Below are 26,964 nucleotides of genomic sequence, written 5' to 3'. Positions count from 1 at the left end.
GCCAGTGAACCTATTCCATATTGGAACCGAGTTTCGTCGGTTCGGCCATGGCAAGCTTCCCCCGCTGGCTATCGTGGTTATCGTTTTGATGCCCCTGCTGTTCGGTGGCCTTTTTGTCTGGTCCTACTGGGATCCGATCGGGCGTCTTAACAAGCTTCCTGTGGCTGTGGTCAATTCTGATCAAGGCGCAAAAAAGGACGGCAAAGATATTAAAGCCGGCGACCAGATTGTGGAAAACCTCATCAACAATCCGGCGGCTAAATTTATTGAAGTTGATCCGGAGACGGCAAAAGAGGGCATAGCTAACGGCACCTATTATTTTGCCATCGAATTACCCTCTGACTTCTCTGAAGCAGCAATCAGTGCGAGCACGGATAAGCCACACCAAGCCAAGCTCAACGCCGTATATAACAACGCCAATGGTTTCCTAGCCACGACTGTGGGCAATCAGGTGGTGGCACGTGTGCTAGCAAGCGTGAATGAGCGCCTTGGAGCGCAAGTAGCAAACCAGCTGTTGGTGGGGTTTAACACAATCGGCAGCGGACTACATGCAGCAGGCGATGGCGCGCATAAGCTTGCCGACGGCACGGGAACCGCAAAAGACGGTGCACAAAAACTTGAGGACGGTACGAAGCAGCTTCATAACGGCATCAATACTGCAGATCAAGGCGCGCATAAGCTTGCCGACGGCGCGAAGCAGCTTCATAACGGCATCGGAACCGCAAAAGACGGTGCAGACACACTGGCTTCTGGGCTTCAACGTCTCAATACCGCGACAGATACGTTGGGTGATGGAGCAGGACAAGTATCGGCGGGCGTCGATAAGCTTGTGGGCGTTGCACGTCAGGCAAGTAGCGCCCAGGATCAGCTGACTATTCCGCTGGTCAACTTGAGCGCACAACTACGGGCAACAGGTATTCCACAAGCAATTGACCTAGCTAATAGTGCGGATGCAATCATTGCGTCCATTAGCGCTCAAGGCATAGGTGGAAACTCTGAAATTATTGGGCAGCTCAATAAGCTTTCCCAAGGCGCTGCGGAGATTCATCGCCAGCTCTCAGACCCCGCGGCTCCTTACCGTTCTGGTGTCAACCAAGCAACAGACGGGGCACAGAAACTCTCTACTGGTCTACACAAACTTTCCGATGGATCCGAACAACTTGTCGTGGGAACACAGACTCTTGCGGATGGAACGAGCCGTCTTTCTGAAGGCTCCCAGCAACTCACCGTTGGCGCTGCACAATTGAGCTCTGGGCTAGTCAAACTTTCCGAAGGCTCTGGCGAATTATCCCTTAAACTCAACCAGAGTGCAGATAAAGTTCCTTCCTTCGGCGAAAAAACAATAGACGATGCCGCCCGGAATGTGTCGACCCCAGTCAAACAAGAAGTAACCAAAGATACTATGTCCCTCTTTGGCGTGGGGCTCTCACCGATGTTTATTGCACTCGGACTCTTCATGGGTGGAACCGTCACGTTTATGCTGATGCGTCCTCTACAGCGCCGAGCCATTGAAACCGGAGTAGCTCCCTTCAGAGCGGTGCTCGCCTCGTACCTTCCTGCAGTCATCGTGGGTTGCTCCCAGGCGACGGTGATGTTTTTTGTACAGCGCTACGCGATCGGTCTAGATGCACACAATGAGATCGGTCTTTGGGCAGCCATGTGTGTATCCTCTATGGCGTTTATGGCTATCACCCAAGGTCTCAACGCAGTCTTTGGCTCTACCGTAGGCCGAGTACTTTGTATTGCCTTTATGTCCTTGCAGATTGTCTCCTCCGGCGGACTATATCCACCGGAGACACAGCCTGCACCACTGCGCTGGTTCCATACGTATGATCCAATGACCTACTCGGTAAACCTCCTGCGTCAGATGATCTACGACACTGATATGACGCTGGATCATAGGGCACTTCAGTCTTTGCTCGTACTCTTCTTCATCGCCGCATTATTCCTTACCTTCTCCACCTTTGCGGCGTTACGGGAACGACAAATGAAGATGAAGGACCTACACCCAGAAGTTTCCGTCTAACGTTAAAAGCAGGCAGTGACCTAGACTTCTAATACATGGATCGTAGTCACCTCACCGCTCTTCGAGGCCGCGCGCAACAGCTCATCTCACTCAAAGATCGAGCCGTTGCCGTGGCCTCATATGTTTCTGGAGACCTCCCCACAGCTCGAGCCGTACACATGGGGATTGAAGCCGGATCGGTGCGATTAATTGACACATCCACTATCACGTGGCCATACGGACTCTATCTACACGCAGAGTTCGCAGAGGACAAAGACACGGTACTGGCCACGGTGCAGAGCTATACCGCACTCATTAACCCACTGGTCCCTTTACTAGATAAGTCCGCAAACGCCGCAAACGGCCGGCTTTTCAGCTTCTTTAGTTCCACTAATGTCGCTGCCGCTCAACAAGCAGCAGCCGAGCTTGAACGGCTCCTATCAAATCCCGCCATTGATAGCGCCATGCTGAGCATTACGCATATTCTTTCGCGTGCCGACGAAGCCAACCAAGCCCAACACCTAGGCGTACACCTCACACCAGGCATCCACGGCACACCAGAACGCTATCTTGCTGCTGCCCGCGGCTCTCTGGCTCAGGCCCTTGGGATAGGCGAGGGGATGGATACCGCGACTTTCGATTCCCTCGACCGCAACTATGTGATTCCTGCCAGGAAACTAGTAACCCACATTGAAAATGACCCCAATTCTGTGCCTAACCTGCGCACCCAAGCAGAGCACGTCGCACGAACAATCACATCACGTCAAGCCTCCGAACTAGTACGGGGTTTACCACTGGACGCGCTGAAAGAAGTAACCAATGAGCGCCTAAGATTTACCGGGCTGGAGAACGTGGGAGTTTTCAGCGTGCTTGATGCGCTTTCCACTCCAGAGACCACGCTCACCCAGGTATCCGGGATCGGAGCCGCCACGGCCAAAAGAATCAAAGGCGCTGCACAGACACTTCACTCTGAAGCCATGGCAGCACCACTGACCAACCTCGGAGACACCCGCACTCCCGAACTAGTGCAGCTGCTACAAATACTGGCGCGCTTTGAACAAGCCGACAACTTGTCGGAAGAACAACGCAACAGAAGAGACCGACTCATCGGATACTTCCGCGGCACCCCACGCGACATCGCGCTTATCGGCGCCCCCTTCCTTGTCGCCCGTGCGACAAATCCCACAGGGCTTATCGATCCCACAGCACCTCATAACAGCACCGACTCAGATTACGAACAGTTCATTGAAGACATCTCGTGGGCTAACGCAGCACCCCAAACATTTGCCACACCTCCCGTAACAGACCCTGGTGAAGCCGTGTGGGAGGACTATCAGACGCGCCCGGCACACTATCAAACCCTATGGTCTGCTCTAAGACAGGTAGAAAGCAATGAATCAGGACAATCCGCTCTACCAGAAGAGACAATCGCCAAGATACGAGCTCTTCGCCTCGATCAATCCCTGCTCACAGAGCTCTACCTTCGCGGATACCAAAGCTTTGGCGCCAAATTTGCCATAGTTCAAAAGAAAGTCATCCTTGGCGATGAAATGGGCCTAGGAAAAACAGTCCAAGCTATCGCTGCCGCAGCACATATCGTCGCACAAGCCGACACCGCAGAAGACGCACGAATACTCGTTGTAGTTCCAGCGTCCCTCATCGTTAACTGGCGCCGAGAATTCGGCAAATTCTCAACAATCCCTGTTCACGTAGCCCACGGAGAACTCAAAGAATCAGCCCTTTCCACCTGGACCACCAAAGGCGGAGTGTTGATCGTTACCTATGAGGGCGCACGATCCCTGCACATCCCAGCGCCAACTATTTCCATCATTGATGAGGCACACTTCATCAAAAATCCCGCCGCCCAGCGATCCCAAGCCGTCAAAGCGCTCATCGAAAAATCTGAATATGCACTGCTTATGACAGGCACTCCACTAGAAAATCGACTGAGCGAATTCCGCCAACTAGTCACTTACATACAACCAGACCTACTGACTCACAAAGACAACCTCCGCCCACAACAATTTAAAAACGCAATCGCACCAGCTTATCTCCGTAGAAACCAAACAGACGTCCTTGATGAGCTCCCCACAAAAATCGAGACAGATGAGTGGATCGATCTCACAGAACAGGACCTCGCAGAATATAAACATGCCGTGGCAGAAGGTAATTGGATGTCCGCGCGCCGGGCCGCGATGGTTGCGCAGCGTCCGCTGTGCGCAAAAGTTGAACGAATCATCGAACTAGCTGATGAAGCAGCCACTGAAGGGAGGAACATCCTTATCTTCAGTTACTTCCGAGACGTCCTTGATCGCCTACATCTTGAGTTTGGACAGCGAAGTGTCGGAATCATCAACGGCGATGTTGCCCCGATTAAAAGACAAGAGCTTGTGGACGCGCTGGGAACCAACGGGCAAGACGTTTTGTTGGCTCAGATAGGCGCCGGAGGCGTAGGGCTTAATATCCAAAAGGCTAGCGTGGTCATGCTTACCGAGGTACAGGTGAAGCCTGCGTTAGAAGATCAAGCTATTGCCAGAGCACACCGCATGGGACAGACGAAACCAGTAAGCGTGTATAGGCTGCTCGGAGATGAGACCATCGATGAACGATTACTGGAGATCAACGCTCAGAAACGTAAGCTTTTCGACGAATACGCGCGCGAAGCAGCATCGGCAGACATACACGACGCGGTCGATGTGTCTGAAGCCCAGCTGGCTAAAGATATTTTAGCTGCCGAGCGCGTGCGGCTTGGACTGGATTCTGCTGAGCTTCTTGAGACCGCAGATACTACAGAAATCGTTGCGGATTCGGAATAGGATCCTGGTCTCAAGAGGCAGGTAAGCGCCTATCTTGGGGGCACTTATTTGTAGACGTTGCGTTGGAGGAAATCGCAGGAGCTCATCTTCCCTGAGCGATACCCTGCAAGGAACGCCTCTTGGCGCTGTTGCGAAGAGCCGTGTGTAAAGGATTCTTTGTTTACGCGTCCGGTAGCGCGCTCTTGAATATTATCGTCTCCCACCGCACGTGCCGCGTTGATAGCGTCGTTAACCTGTGCTTCGGTGATTGGCTCCAGGAAAGCGTTCTCGCCTTTATCTGCGTAATGTCCCCAGACCCCTGCGTAACAGTCTGCCTGAAGCTCGATTTTCACTGCATTAGAATTGGGGCCAGGATCATTGTAATTGGATAGGCCTAGCGTGCCCTCAATGTTTTGGATGTGGTGGCCGATCTCGTGGGCAACGATGTATTCCTGTGCAAACGGAGTGTTTTTACCGCCGTATTTGGACAGTTGATCGAAGAAACTCACGTCAAAATAAGCAGTCTGATCACTAGGGCAATAAAAAGGACCTGTAGCGGCGGAGGCAGCGCCACACCCCGTGTTGGTGGCGTTGTTAAACACAACTAGTTGAGGTTTTTTAAAGGCTAAGCCGGCTTGAGCCGGGAGTTGTTCCGCCCACATTTGGTTGACGGAAATGCCGGTGAACTCTACACGGCAATCTGCGTGCTGATTCGCGTCATCAGTCGTTTTACAGTGCTCCAATGTGCCAGAGCTTTGAGAGGTTTGTGGCTGGTTTGTGTCGCCCAAAAACTGACCCAGGTCAGAGGGATTTCCACCCATGAGCAAAAAGATGCCCACGAGGAGGAGAGTTCCGATGCCGCCGCCGGCCGCGATTTTTCCACCACTACCGCCGGAACGCGCAAGGTTTTCAGGCTTTTCTATACCGCCACGGAAAGTCATGGAATTATCATGCCACACGACTTGACTCTTTCATCGGCGCTCAAGAGGAAAAGAAGGAAAGATTCAGCAAGACTTCACCTAAAAGCCGAGAAAAGAAGAGGAATCCGTCAAAAGAATGCCCCCTGTCACGTGCTTGCACTAGTCCAGGTTCTTGCGCGGCCTCACGGGCAAAGGTTTCCGGTATCTCTCTGGCTCGTCAATTGCGGAATAATAATTGTGGCGCCCGCTGTCGCGCGGGGCGTACCTCAAGGGGTAGAATCGAGCAGTTGATAAGCAAAGGGCGGATTGAATCCGCACAAGCGAAAGGATTTGGTGCACGTGTTGCGCACTCATCTCGCGGGTGATCTCCGTAAGGATACCGCTGGGCAGACTGTTACCCTCACTGGTTGGGTTTCTCGCCGTCGTGATCACGGTGGCGTTATCTTCATCGACCTAAGGGACTCTTCTGGTCTTGTGCAGGTGGTCTTCCGTGAGAACGACGTGGCCGAGAAGGCTCACCATTTACGCAGTGAGTTCTGTGTCAAGGTTACCGGTGTGGTGGAAGCCCGCCCCGAAGGATCTGAGAACCCTAACCTAGCGTCGGGTGAGATCGAGGTTAACGTTAGCGATCTTGAGATCCTGAACGAAGCAGCAGCACTGCCGTTCCAAATCGACGATGCATCCCAAAGCGGTGGAGAAGTGGGAGAGGAAGCGCGACTAAAGTACCGTTACCTCGACCTCCGCCGTCCTACACAGGGCGGGGCGCTGCGTCTACGTTCTAAAGCTAACCAGGCAGCACGTCGAGTACTCGATACCCATGACTTCGTGGAGATCGAGACTCCTACGCTGACTCGTTCTACCCCTGAAGGCGCACGAGACTTCCTCGTACCTGCTCGTTTGAAGCCAGGCTCATGGTACGCGCTTCCTCAATCCCCACAGCTTTTTAAGCAGCTGTTGATGGTCGCAGGCATGGAGCGCTATTACCAGATTGCGCGTTGTTATCGAGACGAGGACTTCCGTGCTGACCGTCAGCCGGAGTTCACCCAGCTCGACATCGAGATGAGCTTCGTCGACCAAGATGATGTCATTGCTCTTGCAGAAGAAATTGTTACCGAGCTCTGGAAGCTCATTGGTTACAACATTCCTACCCCGATTCCGCGCATGACCTATGCCGACGCTATGCGTCTTTATGGTTCTGATAAACCAGATCTGCGCTTTAACATCAAGATCGTAGAGTGCACCGATTACTTCAAGGACACCACTTTCCGCGTTTTCCAAAACGAATACGTGGGCGCTGTGGTCATGGAAGGCGGAGCGTCGCAGCCACGTCGTCAGCTCGATGCATGGCAAGAGTGGGCTAAGCAGCGTGGAGCAAAGGGCCTTGCATACATTTTGGTAGGAGAAGACGGGGAACTGTCTGGCCCAGTGGCCAAGAACATCACTGAGGCAGAACGCGCCGGAATTGCTGAGCATGTTGGGGCAAAACCAGGCGACTGCATTTTCTTTGCGGCTGGTGACACAAAGAGCTCTCGCGCCCTGCTTGGCGCAGCCCGTGGTGAGATTGCTCGCAAACTGGACCTTATCAAGGACGGCGATTGGGCCTTTACCTGGGTCGTCGACGCGCCTTTGTTCGAGTCTGCCGCGGACGCTACTGCTTCTGGTGACGTAGCTCTAGGACATTCCAAGTGGACCGCTGTGCACCATGCGTTTACTTCTCCAAAGCCGGAGTGGATGGATTCCTTCGACGAAAACCCAGGGGAGGCTACGGCCTACGCTTACGATATCGTGTGCAACGGCAACGAGATCGGCGGCGGTTCGATTCGTATCCACCGACGTGATGTACAAGAACGCGTGTTCAAGGTCATGGGCATTACGGAAGAAGAAGCTCGTGAGAAGTTTGGCTTCTTGCTCGATGCCTTCGCTTTCGGCGCGCCGCCACACGGCGGAATCGCCTTTGGTTGGGATCGCATTGTCTCCTTGCTAGGTGGCTTTGATTCTATTCGTGACGTCATTGCCTTCCCCAAGTCCGGTGGCGGAGTTGATCCGCTGACTGATGCTCCTGCGCCGATTCCACTGGAACAGCGTCGTGAAACAGGAGTAGATTTCAAACCTAAGAAGAAGTCTGCGGAATAGTCTGGTTTTAAGCGATTCTGCATTTTGTGAGAATTACCGAGGCTTGCCTCGATCATCATCCGAGTCGTTGTGTTTGGTTGTGCACCTACAGTTCGGCTCGGATGTGGCACGACATGCTCGAGGAGGGCAGTGCACATGGGCCGAATGAGCAAGAACAGCAAACTTGGAGTCCAAGTGGTCGTTGACCATGCTGAAAACAAAACATCTGTCGAATCTATAGTGGAAGCAGCACAAGAGCTTCTTTCAAAGCGATATGGCGGACGTCAAGAACTACTAGAAGTAGAACAACTAAACGGCTCGGGTACCGCGATTGTGCTAAGAGCTAGGGTTGCGCCATCGCCGTTTTTGCAGCAACGTTCGGTGGTCCTTAAATATATTCCCCCAACGGGTCGGCTAATCGACGAATCCACGTTAATGCGGGAAGTGGTTTCTTATCAGTTCACGACTTCCTTGAGCGAAGAAGTCCGACCTGGCCCCGTGCTGTTGGCGTATGACGTTGACGAACATATCCTGGTCATTTCAGATTCTGGTGATGGCGATACTTTTGCTGACTTACTGGATAGCTCGAACGCAGATTTGCGTATTGAGATTCTCCGAAATCTGGGAGAAGCCATAGGCAAGCTGCACGTGGGAACGGCATCCAAAGAGCAGGATTTTGACATCCTCTTGCATCGAATGCTGACCAAGCATCCTGAGATCACGGAGATGCACGATTTCCGTGAGCGCTTGCTCCGAATGTATATCGAGGTAGGCATCAAGCTCATCGAGCAACAGGGGATCGTTATCCCCGAGGTAGTAAAGGAATTTGCTGATAATGCCCGGCGTCGTTTGACCTCGGGGCAGCATCGAGCGTTTACTCCTTTTGACTTGTCCCCAGACAACATCATTGTTTCCGATAAGACGCATTTCTTGGACTATGAGTGGGCGGGGTTCCGTGACGCTGCTTTCGATGTCGCATGCGTGGTGGCGGGTTTCCCGCAGTTCCTCTTTGCACGTCCAGTCATGGACGATGAAGCAGACATCTTTATTGATTCTTGGGCGCAACAAGTAGCTGGCATGTGGCCCAACGTTCGGAATCTCTCGCGGCTCCATGCCCGTATTCTTACAGCATTGGTTGGCTGGGCGTTTTCTTCCGTGGCCATGATGCACATGGGCTATGACAATGAGGCGTTTGAGGACCTCTACCAAGGCATGGTGTCCGATGGAGCCGAGTCCATGAACGTTGATGCAATAGTTTCGAGACTGACGACTTCGGGTAATACGTTGTTGCACGACATTTTCCATATTTCTGATGAAGAGGACGAGGAAAACGCCGTTTTTGATGAGGACAGAGAAGCTCTGGTCCTCATCAGAAGAGATCTGTATGAAACATTTGAAGCCCTGTACAGGTTTGCACGTCGTGAGTCAGATTCACGATTCCCCGTCGTAGCGGATTTTGCAGGTAAGCTTGTAGAAAAGCTCGATTAACAGTGTTGAAACTAACGCTGGGCAAACAAAGTGGCTGATTAGTAAGTCCTACATTATGTAGAGGTGCTAGGGATATTACTGGCGCCTCTATGTTTTTTCGACGGGCCCACATTAATGCCTCAAGAATTGGGACTTAACGTGTAACTGTCAGGTTTGTGCTGAATTCACAGAGGAGGGGCGAACACATCATGGAGGATCTTTTTAGCACCGGGGACACAGGGGACAGTGTTAAACCTGAAGTCTTCGCAGCCGGTGCACACTCTCCTCTCGCTGCGAGAATGCGTCCACGTTCGCTTGATGAGGTCGTGGGGCAACAGCACCTACTGGGACAAGGGCGGCCACTACGGCGCCTCATCGAGGGCTCAGGTGAGGCATCCGTGATTCTGTACGGGCCACCGGGTACCGGCAAGACGACGATCGCGTCGCTTATTAGTTCGGCCACCGGCCATCATTTTGTTGGTCTATCGGCGTTGAATTCCGGTGTAAAGGAAGTGCGTGCTGTCATCGAGGAGGCACGACGCAGCCTTATACATGGCAAGAGGACTGTTCTGTTTATCGACGAGGTACACCGCTTTTCTAAAACACAGCAAGATGCGTTACTTGCTGCAGTGGAAAACAGAACCGTACTTCTTGTCGCTGCCACTACAGAGAATCCTTCTTTTTCTGTCGTTTCTCCACTTCTTTCCCGCTCTTTAGTATTACAACTGCAACCATTAGACCCGGATGCTGTTAAAGAAGTACTCCAACGCGCCATCGTTGATCCCCGCGGGCTAGGAGAGCGAATTCAGGTAACGGATGAAGCTCTTGAACAACTGGTGCTGCTAGCGGGTGGAGACGCACGCAGGGCGCTTACATATCTTGAGGCTGCAGCAGAAGCGATTCCTGATAACGAGCCGCTCACGGTCGACGCTATTCGCGAGAACGTAGACCGCGCTATCGTGCGCTATGACCGCGATGGCGATCAGCATTATGACGTGACCAGTGCCTTTATTAAATCAATTAGAGGCTCAGACGTGGACGCTGCGTTGCATTATTTGGCGCGAATGATCGACGCAGGGGAGGACCCGCGATTTATCGCTAGAAGGCTGATAATTCACGCGAGCGAAGATATTGGTATGGCTGATCCCTCTGCACTGCAAACAGCTGTAGCTGCGGGACAAGCTGTTCAGATGATAGGAATGCCTGAGGCTCGGATAACGTTGGCTCAAGCGACGATTCATTTAGCTACTGCACCGAAGTCCAATGCCGTGATTTGTGCAGTTGACGGGGCTCTCACTGACATTAAAAAAGGAAAATTCGGACCAGTACCAGCACATTTACGTGATGGGCATTATGCGGGGGCAAAGCAGCTGGGAAATGCTGTGGGGTATAAATATCCGCACGATGATCCGCGTGGTGTGGTGCAACAACGTTATGTGCCGCCTGAGCTAGATAATGCAGTGTATTACCAACCTACGGAACACGGGGCAGAAAAGCGGATTTCTGATTACATTGGTCGGCTTCGTCGCATGATTCGGCCCTCGTAGCGGTGCCCTTCTTGGTTATTTTCGAGGGGGCTCGGTGGTAATTCTGGGAGCCCAGCATGGAATCAGCGCTGCGAGCGGGTAGAGTAGTAGCCCGACTGCCTAGATTCTCCCGGGTAGGGTGATGAAGGGCCTCATGAGGCGTGGTGACGTGTGATGCTGGATGCGTCGAAAAGCTGTTGCTGGCCTCGTGAGTATTACTAGATTCTCAAGACAACAAGCGAGGAACACTGCCGTGCAGACCCATGAAATTCGGGAACGCTTCACCAATCACTTTGTTAAAGCTGGCCACCAGGCTGTGCCAAGTGCGTCGCTGATCTTGGATGACCCGAACCTGCTTTTTGTTAACGCCGGTATGGTTCCGTTTAAGCCATACTTCCTTGGCCAACAGAATCCGCCGTTCCCCAACGGCACTGCTACGTCGATTCAAAAGTGCGTGCGCACTCTGGATATTGAAGAAGTCGGAATTACCACCCGTCACAACACGTTTTTCCAGATGGCCGGCAACTTTTCTTTCGGCCAGTACTTTAAAGAAGGCGCGATTACCCACGCATGGTCGCTACTCACAGACCCCGTAGCTGAAGGCGGATTTGGGCTTGATCCAGAACGCCTCTGGGTCACCGTTTATCTTGACGACGATGAGGCTGCCGATATCTGGAACAAAAAGATCGGCATTCCCGCGGAGCGCATCCAGCGGCTAGGGATGGCAGATAACTACTGGTCAATGGGCATCCCAGGACCTTGCGGTCCGTGCTCTGAGATTTATTATGACCGTGGTGCTGCTTACGGCAAAGAAGGCGGTCCAATTGCCGACGACAACCGCTACATGGAGATCTGGAATCTGGTCTTCATGCAGAATGAGCGCGGCGAGGGAATTGGAAAAGATAACTTTGAGATTCTGGGCCCGCTGCCTAAAAAGAACATTGATACCGGCCTGGGCGTCGAGCGAGTCGCGTGTATTCTCCAAGGCGTAGACAACGTCTATGAGACAGATCTGCTGCGTCCGGTGATTGATGTAGCAGAGAAGCTCACGGGCGCTTCCTATGGCGAGGGTGCACCGCAACAAGACCTCATCCGATTCCGCGTGATCGCGGATCATTCACGCACAGGTATGATGCTGATCCTTGATGGCGTAACGCCAGGTAATGAGGGTCGTGGGTACATCTTGCGCCGTCTCCTGCGCCGTATCATTCGTTCCGCTCACCTTCTTGGGGCCAAGGGCACTACCTTGGAACAATTCATGAACACCATCATGGATACGATGACTCCGTCTTATCCTGAGATCGCGGATAACCGTGAGCGTATCCTCAAGGTCGCTCTTACAGAGGAGAAAGCCTTCCTCAAGACCCTTGCTTCCGGAACACAGCTTTTTGAAGAAAAAGCGGACGAGGTGAAAACCGAGGGCAAGAAGCTTCTCGACGGCGCATCTGCCTTCAAGCTGCACGATACTTACGGTTTCCCCATTGATTTGACCCTAGAAATGGCTGCTGAAGCCGGGCTAGAAGTGGACACCGCTGGTTTTGATTCGCTCATGGCTGAACAGCGTGCGCGTGCTAAGGCCGATAACCGGGCTAAGAAGCACGGACACGTGGACCTCAGTATCTACCGCGAGTGGGTAGACGAGCATCCGACCGAGTTCACGGGTTATAGCGAGCTCAGCACGGAATCGAAGGTGCTCGGCATGATCGCCGGCGGGGCTAAAGTTGATGAGGTCGCCACGGGCGAAGAGGTCGAAATTATCTTGGAGGCATCTCCGCTGTACGCCGAAGCCGGCGGTCAGATAGGAGATCGCGGCACCATTGTCATGGGCGACACCATCGTAAACGTCAACGATGTGCAGAAGATCGGTAAGAAACTATGGGTGCACAAGGCAACTGTGGTTCAAGGCGGATTAAGCGTCGGGGATACGGTTTCCGCGAACGTCGATAAGCAATGGCGCCATAGCGCGCGTCAAGCGCACTCGGCTACGCACTTGATTCACGCGGCACTGCGTGACGTACTCGGTCCTACTGCTGTTCAGGCAGGTTCTTTGAACCGGCCAGGGTATCTTCGCTTTGACTTCAACTACACTGAGGCCCTTACTGCTGACCAACTCGCGCAGATTCAGTTGATCACTAATCAAGCTGTAGACGTTGACTGGGCCGTGAATACCATTGAAACTTCGCTTGATGAGGCGAAAGCTATGGGCGCCATGGCTCTGTTCGGTGAGAACTACGGCTCTACCGTGCGTGTTGTAGAAATCGGTGGCCCATTCTCCATGGAACTTTGCGGTGGAACTCACGTTGAGCATTCCTCACAGATTGGTCCAGTGGCTATCCTAGGCGAGTCTTCTGTGGGTTCTGGTGTGCGTCGTATCGAGGCGTATTCCGGCCTTGATTCTTTCCAATATTTGGCAAAAGAACGGGCGCTGGTTGAGGGGATCGCTGCTTCAATGAAGGCCAAGACGGATGATGTTCCTGAGCGGATCGCATCTCTTACCCAGAAGCTCAAGGAAGCTGAAAAAGCCGTGGCCGATCTTCGCGCAGCACAATTGCGTAATCAGGCCGCGACACTTCTGGCAGAGGCCGATGAGGTTAACGGAGTAGCTGTTGTAGCGCATCGCTTGGCAGAACACGTTTCTAGCAATGATGTGCGTGCTTTGGCTATTGATTTGAAGTCACGGCTAGGGGATAAACCAGCTGTGATCGCTTTGATCGCGGAAGATGGCACAGGCAAGACTCCATTTGTGGTTGCCGCAACGAAGGCGGGGGTAGCACAAGGCATGAAAGCTAATGAGCTGGCCAAGGTACTCGGTGGGTACATCCAAGGTAATGGTGGCGGTAAACCAGATATGGCTCAAGGATCTGCGCGAGACATCGCAGGCTTTGAATCTGGTGTCGCGGCTATTAAAGATGAAATCCGCAGCTAGTCGCAGTACGACGTACATAACGTAGGTCATACGATACAAGGAAAAGGGCACTGGCTCTCTAGGAAAATGAGGTTTCTCTAGAGGTCGGTGCTCTTTTATATATGGTGGGGTTGAGGCGCTGAGTTAGTGGTAGAAAAACAACATTTTATGGAACTGCCTATGTGTGCAAACTTGAGACTGAATAAATGATCGTTGGACGATCACGGTCACAAAAAGGTAACGTTGTTATGTCCCGTTCCATTCTTTGGAGCACAGTTTTTGAGTGATTCACCTTTTGTGCAGGTATACGCATTCTTTTTTTGAGAATGTCGCGACATGCATAGGTGTTCAGTCCATGTTTTAGCTATAAGAATTCAAAGGATACCTATGCCGATTACCCCCGATACCCCTGGTATTGATGATCCCGGAAATGGGCGACGACTGGGTATTGACGTAGGCACCGTGCGAATCGGTGTGGCTGCATCTGATCGAGATGCTCGATTAGCAATGCCAGTGGAAACTGTTCCTCGTAAAACAGGACTGAGGGATCGAGATCAGGGTGACATAGACCGGCTGTTGGAGCTTATCCGTGAGTACAGTGTGGTTGAAGTTGTAGTAGGGCTTCCTCGGGATCTCAAGGGAAACGGTTCTAAAAGTGTCAAACATGCCAAAGACATAGCTTTTAGGATTTCTCGACGCCTCCAAGCCGCTGAATCTTCGATTCCCGTACGGTTAGCTGATGAGCGGCTTACCACGGTTGTAGCCACGCAAGCGCTTCGAGCTTCTGGTATTTCCGAGAAAACAGGGCGCAAAGTAATCGACCAAGCCGCTGCGGTAGAAATTTTACAATCGTGGTTGGATGGGCGACACGCATATAAAGAGCGGAATGATATGGCAAGCTCGACAGAAGAAGGCAGCACAGACGCGTTAGCCATTCCAGAGACAGCTTTGAATCCAGAATCCCCGAATGAAAGGCGTTGATCGATGCGAATGGAAAGTAAGTATGTCAAGCGCCGTCAGCGTGGCCTAGCTGTTTTAGTAGCAGCGCTTGTCTTGATCATCGGTGCTGTTACTTATATTGGTGTGCATCTTTTTAACGGTGGATCAGATTACAAGGGTGCTGGTAACGGAAATTATGAGTTAGTGGAGATTCCTGAGGGCTCTTCTCTTTCTGAGCTAGGACCTGAGCTAGAAAAACGCAAGGTAGTAGCAACAAATAACGCTTTCCAATCCGCAGCATTTTCCCACCCCAACGCTAGCCGCATTGAGCCGGGTTTTTATAGGCTGCAGCAGCATATGAGCGCTGCTGAGGCCGTTAATGCTCTTCTTGATCCTGCTAATAAGGTCGAGGCCCTGGGTATCCCCGGCGGCGCTACATTATTGGACGTCACAGTTGTTAAGGGGAATACTCGCAAGGGTATTTACTCGATGATCTCCGATGTAACCTGCACCCAGGGATCTACAAACTGCATTGCTCCAGAGGAACTCCAAAAAGTGGCGGGCACCGCAGATCCTTCGGAGTTGGGTGTCCCTGCGTGGGCGGTTGAAGCAGTAAAAGCTCGAGGTAATGATCCTAAGCGCCTTGAAGGACTTATTGTCCCCGGAACGTACATAGTGAACCCCACGAGTGATGCTAAGGGAATCTTGAATGATTTGATTACCCGTGGCGCTAAGGCATTTGAAAGCACGGACATAGAAGGACGTGCCGATGCCATGGGAATTAAGCCATATGATCTGCTTACCGCAGCATCACTCGTAGAACGAGAAGCACCCGCGGGAGACTTTGATAAGGTCGCCCGAGTGATCTTGAATCGTCTGGCTAAGCCGATGCGGCTGGAATTCGACTCCACAGTTAACTATGGGCTGAGCGAGCAAGAAGTTGCTACCACGGATGAAGACCGCGGAAAAAAGACTGCGTGGAACACATACGCTATGGAAGGATTGCCAGCTACTCCGATTGCTAGCCCTTCCAAAGAAGCTATCGACGCAATGGAAAACCCAGCGACCGGCGACTGGCTCTACTTTGTTACGACCCACCGCGATGGAACAACGGTATTTAGTAATAATTTCGACGATCATCAGCGAGCAACGCGCGATTCGATCGAAAATGGCGTTCTAGATAGTAACCGTTAAAAACGGATACTAGATTCTGGGATAGACACAAGAAAACCTCCGACCATGTTTTAGATGGCACTTTTATAGTGAACATGAGACATGGGTCGGAGGCTCTTTCTATACTTAGCTACCATGACCACACTGTCTGCATCGTCCGCGTCTTCAGAAACAATCACACACCGTGCTGCGGTACTGGGCAGCCCCATTGAGCATTCTTTATCTCCTACGCTGCATAACGCTGGTTACCAGGCGCTGGGACTAACTCATTGGGATTATGGTCGAATCCTGTGCACAGAGACGCAATTGCCCGATGTAGTAGGCAACGCAGACACCACGTATCAAGGCTTTTCTGTGACTATGCCGGCAAAGTTTGCGGCGTTGAACTACGCCACTGAAGCCACTCCTAGGGCTGCCCGGATTGGTGCAGCAAACACGTTAATTCGCAGCGATGCCGGATGGATTGCGGATAATACAGATGTAGATGGGGTGACAGGCGCTCTTAGTGAATTATTTGACGGTGACCTCACCCCACTGCAGGGGGCGCATGCGCTTGTTCTTGGTGCAGGGGGGACGGCTAGGCCTGCTGTGTGGTCCTTGATTCAATCGGGAATCAAACACATCACGATAGCTAACCGTAGTGAGCGTAGCGCGGAGTTTTATCCTCTAGTAGAGGGTACGGATACATCCTTATCCTTCGCTTGTCTTGATGCGGGCATAAACGAGCTCGCCGCAAAGTCTGCAGTAACGATTTCTACCATTCCGGCTCAGGGAAGCAGCCAGCTAGCGCATCAGGCTATTCATGCGCCGCTTCTCGACGTTATCTATTCCCCGTGGCCGACTCCGTTAACTCAAGCAGCAATCGCTCATGGAACTCCTGTGGTAGGTGGGCATGTCATGCTTGCGCATCAGGCCTTTGGGCAATTCAGGCTCTTTACCGGAAAAGATGCTCCGCGTGAGACAATGAGATCTGCTTTATATCGGGTGCTGCGTATCTCTCCGGAGGGATAAAACGGCGAGGGGGGGGACCTACAGACGTCGAAAAGCTAAGAGCGCTAGTGTTAGCAGCATGGGGGAGCAATATAACGTATTAATGCTGGAAGAATATGCTGACGCAGCGCTAGTGCTCGTTGTCGCGGCATGGGCAGGCGGTCTGTGCCTCTACGATGTGCGGCATCGCACGCTACCGGACGTACTCACTATTCCCGTGGCTATAGGAATTGTTGTGGGATCCGTGGTGGTTGGGCAACCGGGCTGGTTAGTGGGCGGAATGGTGTGGGCAGGGATGTATTTTCTATTAGGGCTAAACCTGCAAGGTGTCATAGGCGGCGGGGACATTAAATTAGCACTTACTACCGGCGCCATTGCTGCCATGCATTCGCCGCTAGCCGTAGTATGCGCGATGATAACGGCTCAGCTGGTTACTCTATTTACAGGGGTCATTATGCGCTTGTACCGAAAGCCGCGCAGTGTGCAGGTAAAAGGCCATGGCATCGAAGACTCTGTCCAACAGTGCGCAGTACGTATCCCACATGGACCGGCAATGCTCCTGGCCACGGCTTTCTCCTATATGGTTACCCCCTAAAGGTGTCTCATGAGGCGGGATAGGCGTCATTTTGGGCACCGAAAGAGGGCTAATGTCATACCTTCATGTCATAATGCGAACCATGCTTCGTTGGACTACTTCAGGAGAATCTCACGGCCAGGCGCTCGTTGCCATGCTTGAGAATATGCCCGCTGGTGTCTCTCTTTCTAGAGAAGACATTTCTGCTCAACTCGCGCGGCGCCGGCTCGGATACGGGCGAGGTGCTCGGATGAAATTTGAAGCCGACGAGGTCACGATTCTTGGCGGAGTCCGGCATGGTAAGACCCTGGGGAGCCCGATCGCTATCATGATCGGTAACACTGAATGGCCTAAATGGACTGCCATTATGTCTGCCGACCCATTGGATCCCCATGATCAAGAAGCCACTGATGCGATGAACTCTGGTCGTGGCGCTCGGCTGACTCGTCCTCGCCCAGGTCACGCTGATTTTTCTGGCATGATCAAATACGGTTTTGATGAGGCACGACCAGTTCTTGAACGGTCATCTGCTCGGGAGACCGCTGCACGGGTAGCTGCAGGAACCGTAGCTCGAGCGTTCTTGCGCGAAGTGTTCAATGTAGACGTGTTATCTTATGTCGTTTCTATCGGGCGCTCTGAGCCATATGAGGGACCGCTGCCTGCAGTGGAAGACCTCGACAGAATCGATGCGTCGCCAGTGCGTGCAGCAGATGCGGCATCAGAAGCCTCGATGGTGAGCGAGATCGAGCAAGCGAAGAAGCAAGGGGATACGCTCGGCGGAATCGTCGAAGTAGTGGTTTCTGGCCTCCCCATTGGATTAGGCTCGCATATCTCTGGTGACAATCGTCTTGATGCACAACTGGCAGCTGCGTTGATGAGTATTCAAGCCATTAAAGGGGTTGAGGTCGGTGATGGCTTTGAAGAGGCACGTCGTAGAGGTTCTGAAGCTCACGATGAGATTGTGCGTACAGCCGATGGTATTCAGCGTCTGAGCAATCGAGCAGGCGGTCTGGAAGGTGGTATGACCAACGGAGAAACCCTGCGTTTGCGTGCAGCTATGAAGCCGATATCAACAGTTCCTCGTGCTCTGAAAACTATAGATATGGCGGATGGAAAACCTGCGACAGGAATACATCAACGCTCGGATGTCTGTGCTGTTCCTGCAGCTGGCGTAGTCGCGGAGTCGATGGTGGCATTGGTATTGGCTCGTGCCGCGTTGGAGAAGTTTGGCGGAGACTCAGTTGCGGAAACTAAACGGAATGTGAATTCTTATTTAGAGTACGTACAGAACCGACTGTGCTTTGGTGTAGAAAGCTAAGAGGGGAAATGCTTGATCAGACTAAGATTCCTGATGACTCTGCGATGAAAGACCTTGAGGAAGGCACCGTGGAGCAGCCTATTTCCAGGGTGCGTCCTTTAGTAGTGCTTGTAGGACCACCAGGTGCGGGGAAAACCACAGTGGGGAAGCGACTGGCTAACGCACTACACACTACTTTTGTGGATACTGACGTATTGATAGAGCAGTCCGCTGGGCAACCGTGTGGTGTGATCTTTAGCCAGATGGGCGAGCCTGAATTTAGAAAACTCGAAGAGGACAAAGTACGAGAAGCCCTCGGCACCTCCGGCGTAGTCAGTTTGGGTGGAGGCGCAGTCTTAAGCCCACTCACGCGGAGCTTATTGCTCGGGCACACCGTGATATGGATAGATGTGAACCCGGAGGAAGGAGCTAAGCGAACAGGTGCAGATAACTCCAGGCCGATTCTTCAATCGCAGGATCCTATCGCACATTATCGTGAGCTCGTCGAGTCTCGTCGTTCGCTGTACCGGGAAGTATCGCGGCATCGCTCTAACACCACGGGAAGAGGCCCGCAACGAGTAGTTGCAGACATACTGGGTTATTTAGAGTCCATCAAAGAGCATTAATACAGAAGCTATTCACGCTTTCCTTTTCGCGCAGTATAAGACGGGAAAATATGCAAACGATTGAAGTCAATGGGGCAGCACCATACAAAGTAACGATAGGGCATAGTCTTTTTGAAGACGTTGCCAAGCGCGTGAAAGAAGTGGGGGCAGTGCAGGCTGCTATTATCACCCAACCAGTGATGAGCGATGCGGCTAAAGAACTAGCGCGAGCCATTGAATCTCAGGGACAAGAAGTAACAATCATTACTGTTCCCGATGCTGAAGATGGAAAAACCCTAACCGTGGCCGGGGATTGCTGGGATACGTTGGGGAGGAAGACCTTTGGGCGTAAAGACGTCATTATCGGTCTTGGTGGTGGAGCCGTGACTGACCTTGCAGGTTTTGTCGCGGCATGCTGGATGCGTGGGATTGCAGTGATACAGGTGCCGACCACACTCTTATCAATGGTGGATGCTGCCGTGGGGGGAAAGACCGGGATTAACACGGCAGTGGGAAAGAACCTCGTGGGCGCGTTTCATGAGCCTTCTGGTGTTTTTATTGACCTAGACATGATCGCCACGCTGCCGGATCAAGAAAAAATCTCGGGATCAGCAGAGATCATTAAGACAGGATTTATCGCGGATACTAGGATCCTCTCGCTCTATGAGGAGGATCCGGAAGCCTGTTTCAGCGTGGAAGGATATCTTCCTGAACTTATTGCTAGGTCTGTGGCCGTAAAAGCTCGTGTAGTCGCTTCAGATTTGAAGGAAGCAGGCTTGCGGGAGACTCTCAATTACGGGCATACCTTTGGCCATGCAGTAGAGCTAAAAGAAAATTTTGAATGGCGGCACGGCAATGCTGTGGCTGTGGGAATGATGTTTGTGGCAGCACTGGCTCGTAATCGAGGCTTGATCACGGATGAGCTATACCTGCGCCATAAAAATATCCTTAGCTCCGTAGGGCTACCTACAGCTTATCCAGAAGGATATTTTGATGAGCTCTATCAAGCCATGCTGCGAGATAAGAAGAATCGAGATGGTCGTATCCGGTTTGTTGCCTTGACCGGAGCGGGGGAGACTACTCGCATAGAAGATGCAGAAAAAGCCGAACTGATTGCTGCATATGAGACTCTGAACACAAGGAGTGCGTAGCCATGAATATTCTGGTTCTTAACGGCCCCAATCTTGACCGGTTGGGCAAACGGCAGCCGGAAGTCTATGGCCGGACCACGTTAGCGGACGTAGAAAAATCGCTCGTGGAGCGGGCAGCCGCGTTGGGTGTGACAGTTGCCGTTAAACAATCCAACCATGAGGGAGAACTCATAGAGTGGGTGCACGAGGCTGCGGATGCTGGCTGGCCTGTGATTATTAATCCTGGTGGATTGACGCATACCTCAGTGGCGCTTCGTGATGCTCTCGCAGAAGTCCATGAGGGGGCGGGTTTTGTAGAGGTGCATATCTCTAACATCCATGCGCGAGAGGAATTCCGCCATCACAGTTTCCTTTCTCCTATTGCGCGAGGAGTCATAGCTGGTTTAGGCGTGATGGGATATGAGCTAGCCCTTGAGTATTTGGTGGCCAATAGCCATTCTTGAACTACACAAGAGTGAGGCGTTACGGAGCACTTAAAAGCACGAATTGTCTAAAGATCAATTTCAGATGGAGAACAGAAATGGCTTTGCACGACACACGATTTGAGACGCGTCGTAGAGCACTGGCTGCTGAGCTAGCCAGTCAGCGTATCGATTCCATGTTGATTACGCACCTCACACACGTGAGGTATTTATCCGGATTCTCGGGTTCCAACGCTGCCCTCCTTATCAACAAGGACCTGTCTGCTCGTATATGCACGGATGGCCGTTATACCACGCAGGTAGCGGAGGAAGTCCCTGATATTGAGGCTTTGATCAAGCGTAATTCAGCTCAAGAGCTGCTAGCTCAGGTTGACGGTCCGCGTCGAATTGGATTTGAGGCCGACTATGTTTCCTATGCTCACAAAGAGGCGCTGCAAAAAAATTGTGGCGACGACATCACGCTAGTTCCGGTTTCCGGAGTGATCGAAAATATACGATTGCGCAAGGACCCACATGAGCTTGATCGGCTCCGTGAAGTCGCAGATATTGCTAACTCGGCGTTTCAAGAGCTTATCGACGCCGGCGAGATCGCAGCGGGCCGTACAGAAATGGAGGTCGCAGCAGACTTGGAATACCGGATGAGGCGTAAGGGCTCAGAGCGTCCCAGCTTTGACTCAATCGTGGCTTCCGGGCCTAACTCCGCTAAGCCACATCATGGAGCTGGCTCTCGGGTTATCCAGGCAGGGGACATCGTCACGATTGACTTTGGAGCCCATGCTCATGGCTATAACTCTGATACCACTCGCACCGTTATGGTGGGGCACGCGACGGATTTTGCGCAAGAGATTTATGGCATCGTGCTAGAAGCTCAATTGGCTGGCTGCGCTGCTGCTGTGCCCGGCGTAGAGCTAGTGGAGGTAGACCGTGCTTGCCGAGCTGTGATCGAAAAAGCTGGCTACGGTGATTTTTTTGTTCATTCCACGGGGCATGGGCTTGGTCTAGATGTACACGAAGCACCTTCTGCAGCACAGACCGGTACCGGCGTGCTTGAAGAGAACATGACATTGACTATTGAGCCTGGCATTTATGTCCCAGGTCAAGGCGGGGTACGGATTGAAGATTCCCTCATCATTAAGCATGGTGGCGCTGAAAATCTGACCAAGCTGTCCAAAGATCTGTTGATTCTCCCGTAAAACGAAAATACACAGTCATGTGCTGGTCTACATAGGGCGTTAGTGTTTCATTCTTAAATGTTAAGGGCACCCTCGTTATGATTACATCAGGTTTCATGGTGTACCCTTGGTAGGCTATTGACAGCACTAGGCTTTCCAACCACAGAAAGAAGTTCTAAGCGTGGCAACCACCGCTGATTTCAAGAACGGTCTTGTACTTAAGATCGATAATAAACTGCAGCAGATTATCGAATTCCAGCACGTCAAGCCAGGTAAAGGTCCTGCGTTTGTTCGTACCAAGCTGAAGGACGTTGTTTCGGGCAAGGTCACGGATAAAACCTTCAATGCTGGTGTGAAGGTAGAGACCGCCACGGTTGACCGCCGTGACATGACATACCTCTACAATGACGGCACCAGCTACGTGGTCATGGATGAAAAGAACTATGAGCAGGTAGAACTTGCTCCTCACATCATGGGTGAGGCCGCCCGTTTCCTCTTGGAGAACACTTCGGTCCAGGTCTCTTTCCATGAGGGAGAGCCACTGTTCGCAGAGCTTCCTGTGTCCGTTGATCTTCGCGTCGAGCACACTGATCCAGGCCTGCAGGGAGACCGCTCTACCGGTGGAACCAAGCCTGCTACCTTGGAAACTGGCGCAGAGATTCAGGTTCCTTTGTTCATCGAGACCGGAAACGTAGTCAAAGTTGATACGCGTGACGGCTCCTACTTGTCTCGTGTTAATAACTAGTTGTGGGTATGAGCGAATCTGAAACGAAAAACTCCGAGGCTGGGAAGGCCTCGGAGTCCTCACGAGTACGTGGGCGTAAGCGCCATGGTTCCCGGTATAAGGCGCGGCGTCGTGCAGCGGAAGTTCTTTATGAAGCCGAAGTTCGAGACGTAGACCCAGTAGCGATCGTAGAAGATCGAATTTCTCTGTCCTATCACCAGGATCTTGGGGTCGCTCCCGTTGCTGCTTATACAAAAGAAATCGTAGCGGGCGCTGCCCAGGAACTTGATCGTATCGACGGACTTATCGCTGCGAACCTAGCTGAGAACTGGGAACTTGAGCGAATTTCTGCTGTTGATCGAGCTATTTTGCGCGTCGCGGTATGGGAACTCATCTTCAATGAAGACGTCCCTGTTGCTACTGCGGTTGTTGAAGGCGTGGAACTGGTAAGTCAGTACTCAACTGACGTGGCACCTGCTTATGTCAACGCTCTGCTCGATAGCATCGCGCAGAGTATTGAAAAGCATCGTGCTGAGCCTACTGAAACACCTGTGGAAGAGCCGTTGGAACAACCAGAATCAGCGGACGAAACCATGGAAGTTACGGTAGAGGATTCTTCAGTAAAAACAGCCGACGAGGATCGTATCGTTCCTGAATAAACTCCGGAGTAGCGTATATAAAATACGCCGGAAAGTGCCGTCAAAGACCAAAGCCGTTCCCATCGTTGAGAGGGATAGCGGCCTTGGTCTTATTATTTTTTAAGGTGCTGCTTCTGTGAGTGAGCTAGTGGCCATGTCAAAGGCGTCGAAAAGCTTAAAAATTATATTGATTGATGTCTCTAGGGCTGCGCCTAGCTGCTTATCTGTCAATCCGGCTGCACATGGGTTCTCTACCTCTGCTCGAAGAAGCGGCGGGGTTGTTCTGTCTACAATGGTCACCGAACCCACTACTGTTGAATTATTAACGCTATTGGCAGCGATGCATAAGCCGGAGATCGCACCGGATGGACACGCCCGGTCGGAGCGTATGACGAGGGTCGAGGGCAGCGCCATGAAAACAAATTCTGCGCCGTTAAGATTTGCCATTGCGATTCCTCGTTGTGGATCAATAACTCGCAACGTGATCCCAAACGTGGACATCGCCGCAGTCACTCGATCCAGATTTATAGCTAGCGGCTTAGACATCAGGATTCTCCCAACTGACGAGGTGCGGGAAAGCAACATCAAAGTGGTTCCATAAACCAACGAAAGCATCGATGGTGGACACCAAGAAAGCACCGACCTGGTTGAAACTAGCTCCCTCGGCCACTCGCAACACTCGGTGGGAAATGACCTGTAGGTTGCGCTCGGGCGTCTCATAGAATTTTACTGTCGGCAGCAGCGTAGTGAGATTCCACTCGTTAACGTGTGCTAATAGCTGGGAAGCTTGATCAGCTGGAACAAGCGCACGCCAGTGGCTTCGCGTCAGAAGATAACCATCGGAGATAGCAAGGCTGATGGAATTATTGATAAAGCCGGTGTGCAGCATGTCTTCATCCCGCACATAGTGGAGGTTTTCTTGGATAAGGACGGTCTCTAGTACGTCAAGGCTGAGTGGGCCGACGTCGAGTCGGTCGTGCTCCGTTGTCGGGGTGGTATGAGAAGTATTCATGCTGTTACCTTGCGGTGGTATCGGGATCATCAGCTAGATGTTCCCCGCCTAATTCATGTGCTAGGCAGGCATCAACGTGTAGGTAGCGGAATGCGTGATCGATCTGGAGCATCCGGAAGGGGGAGACTCGTTGATTAGCAAAAGCAACTTCTTCCGCTCCCTGAGTACCCAGAATCAGTTTGGGGCCGATCGATGGAATAGGAAACTTGGATGGACGTTTGAGCTGAGCTCCCAGGGCTTTGGCAAAATCCTGGTTACGAATAGGGTTAGGTGCAACAGCGTTGATGGGGCCAGACATGGAGGGGTCGACTAGCGCTCTCACATAAAGATCGCACAGGTCATCTATGGAGATCCACGAGACCCACGGGGCGCCACCTTCAAAAGAACCCCCTAAGCCCACAGAGAAAAGAGTCTTAAGCACGGGAAGTACTCCACCGCGACCGCTCAGAGTTGCTCCCGTACGTAGATAGACTGCGCGCTTACCGGCTGCTGCAACTGCTGCGCTGGCAAGCTCCCAATCCTGAACAACGTCTGCGAGGAAACCGGATCCTACGGATGAGCTCTCATCCAGCACTTCATCTTCGCGTTGGACTCCATAAAAACCTATAGAGGACGCTTGTATAAGGATGTGGCAGGTAGAACTCTTGGCAACCAACGCGGCAAGATGTTGAGATGGCTCGACACGGGAATCGCGAATCGCTTTTTTGTGAGAATCCGTGAATCGTCCGGCTATTGGCTCACCTGCGAGGTGCACTAGGGCATCCACCCCCTCAAGGAGATTGCTACTGGGGTTTAGAGGATCCCATAGACGTTCGCCGTCAGATGCATGCGAGCGAACAAGCGGAATGACCGTGTGCCCTAAAGACGTCAGTTGAGCGCGAAGTGCTTTGCCTACTAAGCCGCGAGAACCGGTCATGGCTACGGTTAAAGCGGTCGTAGCACCTGAATTGTACCGTTGTATCTCTGTAAATCTTTGGCTCGCTGCAATGTCCTGAATTAGCTGTTGCTGGCGATAAGCAAAGAAAGGGGCGAGCGTAGATCTGGGGGCGCGGGTGTATACCGTATCCGTGATCGCTGTGCCGTCTGTATGGTCGGAAAACTCGTGTACGTGCCGCCAATGAGCTAGGGCTTTAATCGGAGACGTTACGCATACATTAGTGAATCTGTACCCTTTGACGTACCCCGATAAGTCATGCCGGGCTTCCCATCGGAGTCCTGCAGGAAGGGAAAAAACAGTCGTTCCTGCTGCTAAATCGGGGGTCTCTTGTGTGGGGGTCAGTGGAAAGAAAGGGGGAGTAAGACGTGCAATAGCGCCTGGTCGAGTATGCCATGTCCAAACATCATTGCGGGAAGCTGGGACCACGTGGGTGGTGCTAAAGCTCATGGGACTCCTTAAACATGGCATGGGGTACAGCTATATCGTTAGGTCAGCATCCTAGGGCAATACTTGAACGAGTGTATCCGTTAAGTGGGTACTGTGTGGGGATTGGAGGGGCGTACTGTTTAAAGATCTCGTTATGTGTTGAGTGGCTGTACGGGATTGTAAATAGCTATAACTTCCCTAGATTTCTGCATCCTAGAGTAGCGGGTGATTTTATTTTGTCTAAAAAACTAGTATGTATAGCGCTTAAAATTCTATGCTCTAGGAGGGGTTCTGGGGTGCGTGGGAAAACTGCACTGTGATGCTTGTGAACTCGACTTTTCTGGATACTGTTCAGCTTAAGGGGGATATCTCCATCATTTGGATATAGACAAATGTGCAGCCTTGGTATCGGATCGGGAAATTAAGTGCTACTATCTCTTGCAGTCACGGTTTCGCGCCGTGTTTTCGCCGGACATCACATATTGCTCATGGACTCTCTATGGAGAATCCCGTGAGTGAAAGAGATGGCTTGTGAGCTTATAAATATATATGTTCGACATCCTTTAACAGACCGCACAGAGAGGCGGGAAAGGAGGTCACGATGAGCGAAAACTCGCAAGGGATTATCGAGCTGCTTGGCAGCGACGATGTCTCTCGAACTGTCGCACGCATCGCGCACCAGATCATTGAAAAAACGGCTCTTGATTCTGAGAGCTCTTTACCGGTAATACTGCTGGGCATTCCGTCCGGAGGTGTTCCTTTAGCGCACCACTTGGCTGCGAAGATTTCTGAATTTGCCGGTGTCGCTGTTCCCGTAGGATCTTTGGACATTACGTTGTACCGGGATGACCTGCGGACAAAACCCCACCGTGCGTTACAACCGACTCTGATTCCTCAGGGGGGAATTGACGGTACGCACATCATTATTGTTGATGATGTTCTCTATTCAGGCCGTACCATCCGTGCCGCATTAGACGCTCTTCGCGACATTGGACGTCCAGAGACCATCCAATTAGCTGTTCTCGTTGATCGTGGACATCGTCAACTGCCTATTCGTGCTGATTATGTAGGCAAAAACCTTCCAACTTCTCGTGAAGAAGACGTGAAAGTCCTGGTCGAGGCAATTGATGGCCGAGACGCTGTCATCCTGACTCGTGAAGCATCGGAGGCCTAG

22 protein-coding genes are annotated in these 26,964 nt (G+C 52.1%); 18 read left to right on the top strand and 4 right to left on the bottom strand.

Annotated elements, in window-relative coordinates:
• Positions 1 to 4: 4 nt before the first annotated feature.
• Positions 5 to 2,026 carry a YhgE/Pip family protein gene (locus CULFRC11_RS06130; protein WP_023635791.1) on the top strand — a complete coding sequence of 674 codons (2,022 nt, stop codon included), beginning with the start codon at positions 5 to 7 and terminating at the stop codon, positions 2,024 to 2,026.
• Positions 2,027 to 2,061: 35 nt separating this feature from the next.
• A complete protein-coding gene (locus tag CULFRC11_RS06125; RefSeq protein ID WP_023635790.1) occupies positions 2,062 to 4,821 on the top strand; it encodes a DEAD/DEAH box helicase in 2,760 nt (919 codons plus the stop codon).
• Between the two features lie 44 nt (positions 4,822 to 4,865).
• On the opposite strand, the gene ypfJ is transcribed toward CULFRC11_RS06125, so the two are convergent.
• Positions 4,866 to 5,741, bottom strand: coding sequence for a KPN_02809 family neutral zinc metallopeptidase (ypfJ, locus tag CULFRC11_RS06120; RefSeq protein WP_031270349.1), 876 nt, complete (start codon positions 5,739 to 5,741; stop codon positions 4,866 to 4,868).
• 318 nt (positions 5,742 to 6,059) lie between these two features.
• On the opposite strand from ypfJ, the gene aspS reads away from it, so the two are divergent.
• From aspS to nusB, 15 genes are all read left to right on the top strand, one after another.
• Complete coding sequence (aspS, locus tag CULFRC11_RS06115) at positions 6,060 to 7,853, top strand: aspartate--tRNA ligase (RefSeq protein ID WP_038620594.1); 1,794 nt, start codon at positions 6,060 to 6,062, stop codon at positions 7,851 to 7,853.
• Positions 7,854 to 7,988: 135 nt separating this feature from the next.
• The gene (locus CULFRC11_RS06110) at positions 7,989 to 9,320 is read left to right on the top strand and encodes a phosphotransferase family protein (RefSeq protein ID WP_023635787.1); all 1,332 of its coding nucleotides are present in this window, start codon (positions 7,989 to 7,991) and stop codon (positions 9,318 to 9,320) included.
• A 188-nt stretch (positions 9,321 to 9,508) separates the two neighbouring features.
• Positions 9,509 to 10,846 carry a replication-associated recombination protein A gene (locus CULFRC11_RS06105; protein WP_023635786.1) on the top strand — a complete coding sequence of 446 codons (1,338 nt, stop codon included), beginning with the start codon at positions 9,509 to 9,511 and terminating at the stop codon, positions 10,844 to 10,846.
• A gap of 232 nt (positions 10,847 to 11,078) precedes the next feature.
• Positions 11,079 to 13,751, top strand: coding sequence for an alanine--tRNA ligase (alaS, locus tag CULFRC11_RS06100; RefSeq protein WP_023635785.1), 2,673 nt, complete (start codon positions 11,079 to 11,081; stop codon positions 13,749 to 13,751).
• Between the two features lie 366 nt (positions 13,752 to 14,117).
• Positions 14,118 to 14,711: a Holliday junction resolvase RuvX gene (gene ruvX, locus CULFRC11_RS06095; protein WP_014525846.1), complete on the top strand. Its 594-nt coding sequence runs from the start codon at positions 14,118 to 14,120 to the stop codon at positions 14,709 to 14,711.
• A 3-nt stretch (positions 14,712 to 14,714) separates the two neighbouring features.
• Positions 14,715 to 15,863, top strand: a complete 1,149-nt coding sequence (mltG, locus tag CULFRC11_RS06090; RefSeq protein WP_023635784.1) for an endolytic transglycosylase MltG — start codon at positions 14,715 to 14,717, stop codon at positions 15,861 to 15,863.
• Between the two features lie 114 nt (positions 15,864 to 15,977).
• Entirely contained in the window at positions 15,978 to 16,853 is an 876-nt protein-coding gene (locus CULFRC11_RS06085; protein WP_023635783.1) for a shikimate dehydrogenase, read from the top strand.
• 58 nt (positions 16,854 to 16,911) lie between these two features.
• The gene (locus CULFRC11_RS06080; protein WP_023635782.1) at positions 16,912 to 17,427 is read left to right on the top strand and encodes a prepilin peptidase; all 516 of its coding nucleotides are present in this window, start codon (positions 16,912 to 16,914) and stop codon (positions 17,425 to 17,427) included.
• An 82-nt stretch (positions 17,428 to 17,509) separates the two neighbouring features.
• On the top strand, positions 17,510 to 18,724 hold the full coding sequence (gene aroC, locus CULFRC11_RS06075) for a chorismate synthase (protein ID WP_181878568.1): 1,215 nt from the start codon (positions 17,510 to 17,512) through the stop codon (positions 18,722 to 18,724).
• Between the two features lie 8 nt (positions 18,725 to 18,732).
• Entirely contained in the window at positions 18,733 to 19,329 is a 597-nt protein-coding gene (locus CULFRC11_RS06070) for a shikimate kinase (RefSeq protein WP_023635780.1), read from the top strand.
• Between the two features lie 50 nt (positions 19,330 to 19,379).
• A complete protein-coding gene (gene aroB / locus CULFRC11_RS06065; protein WP_023635779.1) occupies positions 19,380 to 20,459 on the top strand; it encodes a 3-dehydroquinate synthase in 1,080 nt (359 codons plus the stop codon).
• 2 nt (positions 20,460 to 20,461) lie between these two features.
• On the top strand, positions 20,462 to 20,902 hold the full coding sequence (gene aroQ, locus CULFRC11_RS06060) for a type II 3-dehydroquinate dehydratase (protein ID WP_023635778.1): 441 nt from the start codon (positions 20,462 to 20,464) through the stop codon (positions 20,900 to 20,902).
• Between the two features lie 77 nt (positions 20,903 to 20,979).
• Positions 20,980 to 22,074 (top strand): M24 family metallopeptidase, encoded by a 1,095-nt coding sequence (locus tag CULFRC11_RS06055; RefSeq protein ID WP_023635777.1) that lies wholly within the window; start codon positions 20,980 to 20,982, stop codon positions 22,072 to 22,074.
• Between the two features lie 160 nt (positions 22,075 to 22,234).
• The gene (gene efp / locus CULFRC11_RS06050) at positions 22,235 to 22,798 is read left to right on the top strand and encodes an elongation factor P (RefSeq protein WP_023635776.1); all 564 of its coding nucleotides are present in this window, start codon (positions 22,235 to 22,237) and stop codon (positions 22,796 to 22,798) included.
• An 8-nt stretch (positions 22,799 to 22,806) separates the two neighbouring features.
• Entirely contained in the window at positions 22,807 to 23,436 is a 630-nt protein-coding gene (gene nusB / locus CULFRC11_RS06045) for a transcription antitermination factor NusB (RefSeq protein WP_023635775.1), read from the top strand.
• Positions 23,437 to 23,535: 99 nt separating this feature from the next.
• On the opposite strand, the gene CULFRC11_RS06040 is transcribed toward nusB, so the two are convergent.
• The 3 genes from CULFRC11_RS06040 to CULFRC11_RS06030 are packed head-to-tail and all read right to left on the bottom strand — an operon-like array spanning position 23,536 to position 25,811.
• Complete coding sequence (locus CULFRC11_RS06040; protein WP_023635774.1) at positions 23,536 to 23,961, bottom strand: YbjN domain-containing protein; 426 nt, start codon at positions 23,959 to 23,961, stop codon at positions 23,536 to 23,538.
• Positions 23,954 to 24,427 (bottom strand): YbjN domain-containing protein, encoded by a 474-nt coding sequence (locus CULFRC11_RS06035; protein WP_023635773.1) that lies wholly within the window; start codon positions 24,425 to 24,427, stop codon positions 23,954 to 23,956. Before CULFRC11_RS06035 ends, CULFRC11_RS06040 begins: the two co-directional genes overlap by 8 nt.
• 4 nt (positions 24,428 to 24,431) lie before the next feature.
• The gene (locus tag CULFRC11_RS06030; RefSeq protein ID WP_023635772.1) at positions 24,432 to 25,811 is read right to left on the bottom strand and encodes a TIGR01777 family oxidoreductase; all 1,380 of its coding nucleotides are present in this window, start codon (positions 25,809 to 25,811) and stop codon (positions 24,432 to 24,434) included.
• Positions 25,812 to 26,391: 580 nt separating this feature from the next.
• On the opposite strand from CULFRC11_RS06030, the gene pyrR reads away from it, so the two are divergent.
• Positions 26,392 to 26,964, top strand: coding sequence for a bifunctional pyr operon transcriptional regulator/uracil phosphoribosyltransferase PyrR (gene pyrR, locus CULFRC11_RS06025; RefSeq protein ID WP_014525835.1), 573 nt, complete (start codon positions 26,392 to 26,394; stop codon positions 26,962 to 26,964).

Origin of the sequence: Corynebacterium ulcerans (assembly GCF_000767685.1) — a bacterium.
Taxonomy (GTDB): domain Bacteria; phylum Actinomycetota; class Actinomycetes; order Mycobacteriales; family Mycobacteriaceae; genus Corynebacterium; species Corynebacterium ulcerans.
The sequence above is the reverse complement of the archived record's forward strand: the minus strand, read 5'-3'. Positions and strand labels throughout refer to the sequence as shown.

What these genes read in the sequence shown, in the direction of transcription:
- CULFRC11_RS06125 (WP_023635790.1), top strand. Translation starts at nt 2,062, where the DNA reads ATGGATCGTAGTCACCTCACCGCTCTTCGAGGCCGCGCGCAACAGCTC.
- ypfJ (WP_031270349.1), bottom strand. Translation starts at nt 5,741, where the DNA reads ATGACTTTCCGTGGCGGTATAGAAAAGCCTGAAAACCTTGCGCGTTCC.
- CULFRC11_RS06110 (WP_023635787.1), top strand. Translation starts at nt 7,989, where the DNA reads ATGGGCCGAATGAGCAAGAACAGCAAACTTGGAGTCCAAGTGGTCGTT.
- CULFRC11_RS06105 (WP_023635786.1), top strand. Translation starts at nt 9,509, where the DNA reads ATGGAGGATCTTTTTAGCACCGGGGACACAGGGGACAGTGTTAAACCT.
- ruvX (WP_014525846.1), top strand. Translation starts at nt 14,118, where the DNA reads ATGCCGATTACCCCCGATACCCCTGGTATTGATGATCCCGGAAATGGG.
- mltG (WP_023635784.1), top strand. Translation starts at nt 14,715, where the DNA reads ATGCGAATGGAAAGTAAGTATGTCAAGCGCCGTCAGCGTGGCCTAGCT.
- CULFRC11_RS06085 (WP_023635783.1), top strand. Translation starts at nt 15,978, where the DNA reads ATGACCACACTGTCTGCATCGTCCGCGTCTTCAGAAACAATCACACAC.
- CULFRC11_RS06080 (WP_023635782.1), top strand. Translation starts at nt 16,912, where the DNA reads ATGGGGGAGCAATATAACGTATTAATGCTGGAAGAATATGCTGACGCA.
- aroC (WP_181878568.1), top strand. Translation starts at nt 17,510, where the DNA reads ATGCTTCGTTGGACTACTTCAGGAGAATCTCACGGCCAGGCGCTCGTT.
- CULFRC11_RS06070 (WP_023635780.1), top strand. Translation starts at nt 18,733, where the DNA reads ATGCTTGATCAGACTAAGATTCCTGATGACTCTGCGATGAAAGACCTT.
- aroB (WP_023635779.1), top strand. Translation starts at nt 19,380, where the DNA reads ATGCAAACGATTGAAGTCAATGGGGCAGCACCATACAAAGTAACGATA.
- aroQ (WP_023635778.1), top strand. Translation starts at nt 20,462, where the DNA reads ATGAATATTCTGGTTCTTAACGGCCCCAATCTTGACCGGTTGGGCAAA.
- CULFRC11_RS06055 (WP_023635777.1), top strand. Translation starts at nt 20,980, where the DNA reads ATGGCTTTGCACGACACACGATTTGAGACGCGTCGTAGAGCACTGGCT.
- nusB (WP_023635775.1), top strand. Translation starts at nt 22,807, where the DNA reads ATGAGCGAATCTGAAACGAAAAACTCCGAGGCTGGGAAGGCCTCGGAG.
- CULFRC11_RS06040 (WP_023635774.1), bottom strand. Translation starts at nt 23,961, where the DNA reads ATGTCTAAGCCGCTAGCTATAAATCTGGATCGAGTGACTGCGGCGATG.
- CULFRC11_RS06035 (WP_023635773.1), bottom strand. Translation starts at nt 24,427, where the DNA reads ATGAATACTTCTCATACCACCCCGACAACGGAGCACGACCGACTCGAC.
- CULFRC11_RS06030 (WP_023635772.1), bottom strand. Translation starts at nt 25,811, where the DNA reads ATGAGCTTTAGCACCACCCACGTGGTCCCAGCTTCCCGCAATGATGTT.
- pyrR (WP_014525835.1), top strand. Translation starts at nt 26,392, where the DNA reads ATGAGCGAAAACTCGCAAGGGATTATCGAGCTGCTTGGCAGCGACGAT.